5 protein-coding genes are annotated in these 7,132 nt (G+C 66.3%); all 5 read left to right on the forward strand.

The window, feature by feature from the left end; all coding sequences use genetic code 11:
• Positions 1-1,250 (forward strand): cell division protein FtsA (gene ftsA / locus EN738_RS27690; RefSeq protein WP_127286446.1); only part of this gene is annotated, 1,250 nt, incomplete at its 5' end.
• Positions 1,251-1,318: 68 nt separating this feature from the next.
• A complete protein-coding gene (gene ftsZ, locus EN738_RS27695) occupies positions 1,319-2,980 on the forward strand; it encodes a cell division protein FtsZ (RefSeq protein WP_127286447.1) in 1,662 nt (553 codons plus the stop codon).
• A gap of 338 nt (positions 2,981-3,318) precedes the next feature.
• Positions 3,319-4,266 (forward strand): UDP-3-O-acyl-N-acetylglucosamine deacetylase, encoded by a 948-nt coding sequence (gene lpxC, locus EN738_RS27700; protein ID WP_127286448.1) that lies wholly within the window; start codon positions 3,319-3,321, stop codon positions 4,264-4,266.
• Between the two features lie 216 nt (positions 4,267-4,482).
• Entirely contained in the window at positions 4,483-5,352 is an 870-nt protein-coding gene (locus EN738_RS27705; protein WP_127286449.1) for an outer membrane protein assembly factor BamD, read from the forward strand.
• An 8-nt stretch (positions 5,353-5,360) separates the two neighbouring features.
• Entirely contained in the window at positions 5,361-7,034 is a 1,674-nt protein-coding gene (recN, locus tag EN738_RS27710; RefSeq protein ID WP_127286450.1) for a DNA repair protein RecN, read from the forward strand.
• Positions 7,035-7,132: the final 98 nt, after the last annotated feature.

Below are 7,132 nucleotides of genomic sequence, written 5' to 3' on the forward strand. Positions count from 1 at the left end.
TGCTCGATGTCGGTTCGAGCAAGGTTTGCTGCGTGGTGGCGAAGCTGAAGCCGCGCGACGACGGCAAGCTCTTGCGCGGGCGCTCGCATCGCATCCAGGTGATCGGCATCGGCCACCAGAAATCGCAAGGCGTGAAGTCGGGCGTGGTCGTCGATCTCGACCGCGCCGAACACGCCATCCGTCTGGCCGTCGACGCCGCCGAGCGCATGGCCGGGCTGACGGTGGATTCGCTGATCGTCAACATGACCGCCGGGCGGCTGAAGAGCGAGGCCTTCTCGGCCACCATCAATCTCGGCGGCCATCAGGCCGACGAGGCCGACATCAAGCGGGTGCTTGCCGCCGGCGCCAAGCAGGCGCTGAAGGCCGAGCGCGAGGTGATCCACTCGCTGCCGGTCGGTTTCTCGCTCGACGCCGAGCGCGGCGTGCGCGATCCGCGTGGCATGGTCGGCGATGCGCTTGGCGTCGACATGCACGTGCTGACGGGCGATGCGGCGCCGTTGCGCAACCTGGAGCTCTGCATCAATCGCTCGCATCTGTCGGTCGAGCGCATGGTGGCGACGCCCTACGCCAGCGGGCTCGCGGCACTGGTCGACGACGAGCTCGAAATGGGCGCGGCCTGCATCGACATGGGCGGCGGCACGACGACGATCTCGGTGTTCTCGGAAGGCAAGTTCGTTCACGCCGACGCCATCGCCATCGGCGGCAACCATGTGACGCTCGACATGGCCAAGGGCCTGTCGACCTCGCTCGACGCCGCGGAGCGCCTGAAGGTCATGCACGGTTCGGCGCTGCCGGGCAGCGCGGACGACCGTGACCTCGTCTCGATCCAGCCGATCGGCGAGGAAGGCGAGCTGCCTGTGCAGGTACCGCGCTCGATGATGACACGCATCATCCGCGCCCGCATCGACGAGACGCTGGAATTGCTGCGCGACCGGTTGAACAAGTCGGGCTACGGCAACGCCGTCGGCAAGCGTGTCGTGCTCACCGGCGGCGCCAGCCAGCTTGCCGGCCTGCCGGAAGCGGCACGCCGCATCCTCGGCCGCAATGTGCGCATCGGCCGGCCGCTCGGCGTGGCCGGGCTGCCCGAGGCGGCGAAGGGGCCGGCGTTCTCGACCCCGGTCGGGCTCTTGATCTATCCGCAGATGGCGAGCTTCGAGAGCCATTCTGTGAAAGGAATTTCCGGTCTCAGGATGACCGGGACGGGCGGAAAACTGCATCGCATGAGTCAGTGGTTGAGAGACAGTTTCTAAAATTGACGGGGACAGCCCCATAGGCGGCCGCAGCGGCGAAGCGGCGGGAAAGGCAAAGGACGGAGACAATGACCATCAATCTGCAAAAGCCGGACATCACCGAGCTGAAGCCACGCATCACCGTGTTCGGTGTCGGCGGCGGCGGCGGCAATGCCGTCAACAACATGATCACCGCCGGCTTGCGCGGTGTCGAGTTCGTGGTGGCGAACACCGACGCGCAGGCGCTGACCATGTCGAAGGCGGAGCGGCTGATCCAGCTTGGCGCGCATGTGACCGAGGGGCTCGGCGCCGGCTCGCAGCCGGAGGTTGGCCGCGCGGCTGCTGAGGAATGCATCGACGAGATCATCGATCACCTGTCCAACACCCATATGTGCTTCGTCACCGCCGGCATGGGCGGCGGCACCGGCACCGGCGCTGCTCCGGTCGTCGCCCGCGCCGCGCGCGAAAAGGGCATCCTGACGGTCGGCGTCGTCACCAAGCCGTTCCATTTCGAAGGCCAGCGCCGCATGAAGACGGCGGACCTCGGCATCGAGGAACTGCAGAAATGCGTCGACACGCTCATCGTCATCCCCAACCAGAACCTGTTCCGGCTGGCCAATGACAAGACCACCTTCGCCGATGCCTTCGCCATGGCCGACCAGGTGCTCTACTCCGGCGTCGCCTGCATCACCGACCTGATGGTCAAGGAAGGCCTGATCAACCTCGACTTCGCCGACGTCCGCTCGGTCATGCGCGAGATGGGCAAGGCGATGATGGGCACCGGCGAGGCTTCGGGCGAGGGCCGCGCGATGGCCGCGGCGGAAGCCGCCATCGCCAACCCGCTGCTCGACGAGACCTCGATGAAGGGCGCCAAGGGCCTGCTGATCTCGATTACCGGCGGCCGCGACCTCACCCTGTTCGAAGTCGACGAAGCCGCGACCCGCATCCGCGAGGAGGTCGACCAGGACGCCAACATCATCCTCGGCGCGACTTTCGACGAAGAGCTGGAAGGCGTGATCCGCGTCTCGGTGGTCGCTACCGGCATCGACAAGTCGGCGGCCGAAATCGCCGCGGCGCCGATCTCGATCCGCGCGGCACCGCAGAAGCCGGTCAGCCGTCCGGCCGCTCCGGTCGCGGAAAGCCGTCCGGCGCCCGTGCAGCAGCAGGTCTATGAGCCGCGCGCTGCCGATCCGGTCGCCGAGGCGATCCAACTCGCCGAGGCCAATGCGGCGGCGATGGCGCAGGCCCGCCCGGCGCCGATGGCGCATGCGGAAGAGTTCCGTCCACAGAGCAAGATCTTCCAGGCGCCGCCCGCCCAGCCGCAGCCGGTCGTCCAGCAGGTGGTGCAGCAGCCCGCGCCGCTGCGGGAAATGCCGCAGCCGGTTGCCGCCGCGCCGCAGCGCATGCCGCGCGTCGAGGACTTTCCGCCGGTCGTGAAGGCCGAGGTGGAAGCCAAGAGCCGTCCTGCCGACCATGAGAATGGTGGACCGATGGGACTGCTGAAGCGCCTGACCAACGGGCTGACCCGCCGCGAGGAAGAGCCTGCGCGGCTGCAGCCGGCGCAGCCGCGCGAGCCGAAACTGCGCCAGGCGGCACCGGAAGTGCGCCGTCTCGCCAGCCAGGACCCGCAGCTCTACGCGCCGCGCCGCGGCCAGCTTGACGACCAGGGCCGGCTGACGCCGCAGAGCCGGGCCGTGCAGGAAGACGACCAGCTGGAGATTCCGGCATTCCTTCGGCGCCAGGCCAACTGACCGTTAACGGTTCGTAACAGTTGTTAACAGGCAGACAAGCGATTGTTTGCCTGTTAACGTATAAAGAGATGTAAGAACAAGGTGTTGCGAGCGTCGCTTCGCACCGGATCGCGGTTACAGTGGGTAAGAAACCGTGATTTGGACTCTCCCAGCCGGACCACTATCTTCGCCCGGAGCACTATCGGCTTGCCGGGATTCGGGGAGTTGGCCCAGCCTGCCGATCATATCAAGAGCCGCACGGCCTTGTTTATTTTGCCGCATCCATGCGCACGCCGGGTGATCCATCCGGCAGCAGAATACGCCAGGAACCGATGAAGCGGACGTAGGCAGTATGGGCCATGGGGTTTGTCTTGCACGACTATCAGACGACACTTAAATCGCGTGCGACGCTGACGGGCACCGGCGTTCACAGCGGCAAGCCGGTCACCGTCAATTTCCTGCCAGCGGATGCCGATACCGGCATCGTCTTCCAGCTTTCCAATGGTGGCGAGAGCCGCGAGTTCCGCGCGCTGGTCTCCGAAGTCGGCGCGACCGACCTCTGCACCATGCTCGGCGACCCGGCCGGCGAGCACATCGGCACCGTCGAACATCTCATGGCCGCGGTTTTCGGGCTCGGCGTCGACAATCTCGTCATCGAGATCGACGGCCGTGAGGTTCCGATCCTCGACGGCAGCGCCGTGCCCTTCGTCGAGGCCTTCGACCAGGCTGGTATCGAGATGCTGCCGGTCAAGCGCCGCTATATCAGGGTGGTCAAGCCTGTCCGCATCGAGAACGGCGCCTCATGGGCCGAGTTCAGGCCCTATGACGGCACGCGCTTCGAGATCGAGATCGATTTCGAAAGCCCGGCAATCGGCCGCCAGCTGTTCGCTTCCGACATCAATCCCGACATTTTTCGCCGCGACATCGCGCGCGCCCGCACCTTCGGTTTCATGAAGGACGTCGAGCGGCTGTGGGCGGCCGGTTATGCGCTGGGCTCGTCGCTGGAGAACTCGCTGGTGATCGGCGACGACAACCGCGTCATCAACATCGGCGGCCTTCGCTACGCCAATGAGTTCGCGCGCCACAAGACGCTGGACGCGATGGGCGACCTGGCGCTCGCCGGCGCCCGCTTCATCGGCTGCTTCCGCTCCTACCGTGGCGGCCACCGGATGAATGCGGCGGCTTTGCGTCGGCTTTTGTCCGACCGGTCCGCCTTCGAGATCGTCGAAACGACGCGCCGCGACCGCGGCCGCAGCGCAGAGATGATTGCCGTCAGCGCGCCCCTCTACGCGCCCTGGATGGTTTGATTCTTAACGATTTTCTGGCTTTGTAGCGCCCGGCCGGTGTTGCATGGATGCATCACCGGTTGGTGAAATCGTGCCATTCTTAGGTCTGTGCCGAACCGCCACAAAAATGTGCGATTGGCCGGAGATAGCGTTGCCGGGCAAGGCGGTTATGGTTTATGGCTGCTGCCCCAGAGCGAAATGACGACTGAAATGACGCCGAAAGGGCGGAATCCAATCATGTTCTTCAAGCGAGTTGGTCAATCGAAAGCACCGCACCGGGTCGTTTTCCTGGCGCTTTCGGTGGTTGTTCCATCGCTCGTCCTGTCGGCCTGCATGTCCTCCGAGAAGGATGTCGACCTGTCGACCTATGTCGACCAGACCGAGCCCGCGGACGTCCTCTACAATCAGGGCCTCGCCAATCTGAATGCCGGCCGCCTGGACGAGGCGAGCAAGAAGTTCGACGCGGTCGACCGCCAGCACCCGTATTCGGAATTCGCCCGCAAATCGATGGTGATGGGCGCTTTCGCCGACTATCGCGCCGGCCACTACGACGAGGCGATCGGCTCGGCCAAGCGCTACCTGACGCTCTACCCGTCGACGGATGACGCCGCCTATGCCCAGTACATCATCGGGCTGAGCTACTACCGCCAGATCAAGGACGTCACGCAGGACCAGAAGGAAGCGCGCCTGACCGTGCAGACGATGCAGGATCTGGTGACGCGCTGGCCGACCTCCGAATATGTCGACGACGCCAAGGAGAAGGTCCGCTTTGCCAACGACCAGCTCGCCGGCAAGGAGATGCAGATCGGCCGCTACTATCTCGAGCGCCGCGAGTATATCGCCGCGGTCAAGCGCTTCCGCACCGTGGTCGAGAACTATTCCAACACCCGCCATGTCGAGGAGGCGCTGGCGCGCCTGACCGAAAGCTACTACGCGATGGGCCTGACATCGGAAGCGCAGACAGCCGCGGCAGTGCTCGGCACCAATTATCCCGACAGCCAGTGGTACAAGGATTCCTACAAGCTCCTGCAGAGCAACGGGCTTGAGCCGCGCGAAAATGCGGGGTCGTGGATCTCCAAGGCCGGGAAGCTGATCACCGGCGCCTGACATCCGCGATGCTGTCCAGGCTGTCGATCCGCGATATCGTCCTGATCGAGAAGCTGGACATCGACTTCTTGCCCGGCCTCTCGGTGCTGACCGGCGAAACCGGCGCCGGCAAATCCATCCTGCTCGACGCGCTGTCGCTGGCGCTCGGCGCGCGCGGCGACGCGGCACTCGTGCGCCATGGCGCCACGCAAGGCCAGGTCATCGCCGTGTTCGACGTGCCGCGCAACCATCCGGCCCGCGCGCTGCTCGCCGACAACGCCATCGAGGATGACGGCGACATCATCCTGCGCCGCGTGCAGACGGCCGACGGCCGCACGCGCGTTTTCGTCAACGACCAGCCGTCCAGCGTCACGCTGATGCGCGATATCGGCCATGCGCTGGTCGAGATCCACGGCCAGCACGACGAGCGGGCGCTGGTCGATCCGGGCGCGCACCGCGAATTGCTGGACAGTTTCGGCGGCCATCTCGGCGCCGCGCGCGCGACGGGCGAAGCCTGGCGCTACTGGCGCGGCTGCGAGCAGGACCTTGCCAAGCATCGCGCCAAGGTCGAGGCCGCGGCGCGCGAAGCCGACTATCTGCGCGCCTCCGTCGCCGAACTGGCGAAGCTCGATCCGCAGCCGGGCGAGGAGAGCGAGCTTGCCGAACTGCGCGCCATGATGATGCGGGCGGAAAAGATCGCCTCGGAAATCCATGACGCACAGGATGTGCTTTCGGGACCGTCCTCGCCGCTGCCGCAGCTGGCCAGCCTGCTCAGGCGCCTGCAACGCAAGGCGGGAGAGGCGCCGGGCCTGCTCGACGATGTGGTGAAGTCGCTCGACGAGGCGATGCTGTCGCTCGATGCCGCGCAGTCGGGCGTCGAAGCGGCATTGCGCGCCACCGAATATGATCCGCAACGGCTGGAGAAAGCGGAAGAGCGGCTTTTCGCGCTACGCGCCGCCTCGCGCAAGCACAGCGTCGCGGTCGACGATCTGGCGCAGTTGCGCGACACGATGGCCGCCGACCTCGCCGACCTCGACGCCGGCGAGGAACGCCTGCACGGGTTGGAGAAGCAGGCGGCCGCGGCGCGCGAGGCCTACGACATCTCGGCCGCGCAGCTGTCCTCGCTTCGCCATGCCGCCGCCGTCGGCCTGACCAGGGCGGTGATGGCCGAATTGCCGGCGCTCAAGCTCGAACGCGCCGAGTTCATCGTCGAGATAACGAGCGATGCCGAAAGCCGGATGGAAGAGGGCATCGACCAGGTCGAGTTCTGGGTGCGCACCAATCCGGGCACCAGGCCCGGCCCGATGATGAAGGTCGCCTCCGGCGGCGAGCTGTCGCGCTTCCTCCTGGCGCTGAAAGTTGCGCTGGCCGATCGCGGCTCGGCGCCGACGCTGGTCTTCGACGAGATCGACACCGGCGTCGGCGGCGCCGTGGCCGATGCCATCGGCCAGCGGCTGGCCAGGCTGTCGAAGCGGGTGCAGGTGCTGTCCGTCACCCACGCGCCGCAAGTGGCGGCGCGCGCGGCAACGCATTTCCTGATCTCCAAATCCGGCGGCACCGACAGGGTCGCCACCGGCATCGCCGAGATGGACCGGACGGCGCGCCAGGAGGAGATCGCGCGCATGCTGGCCGGCGCCACGATCACCGACGAGGCGCGCGCGGCGGCAGAGCGTTTGCTGCGCGAGAACACGGCCGCAGCCTAGGCTGCGTCGATATTCAGGTGAGGCCGGCCTGCGAACGGCGGCTTCCTGCGCTTCCGGTGCTCACGTACCCAAAAGTACGCTCCGCTCCGGTTCTCGGA

This window comes from Mesorhizobium sp. M4B.F.Ca.ET.017.02.2.1, from assembly GCF_003998955.1.
GTDB lineage: Bacteria > Pseudomonadota > Alphaproteobacteria > Rhizobiales > Rhizobiaceae > Mesorhizobium > Mesorhizobium abyssinicae.

Excerpts from the sequence above, each read along its gene's own strand:
- EN738_RS27705 (WP_127286449.1), top strand. The coding sequence starts at position 4,483 with ATGTTCTTCAAGCGAGTTGGTCAATCGAAAGCACCGCACCGGGTCGTT.
- recN (WP_127286450.1), top strand. The coding sequence starts at position 5,361 with ATGCTGTCCAGGCTGTCGATCCGCGATATCGTCCTGATCGAGAAGCTG.
- ftsZ (WP_127286447.1), top strand. The coding sequence starts at position 1,319 with ATGACCATCAATCTGCAAAAGCCGGACATCACCGAGCTGAAGCCACGC.
- lpxC (WP_127286448.1), top strand. The coding sequence starts at position 3,319 with ATGGGGTTTGTCTTGCACGACTATCAGACGACACTTAAATCGCGTGCG.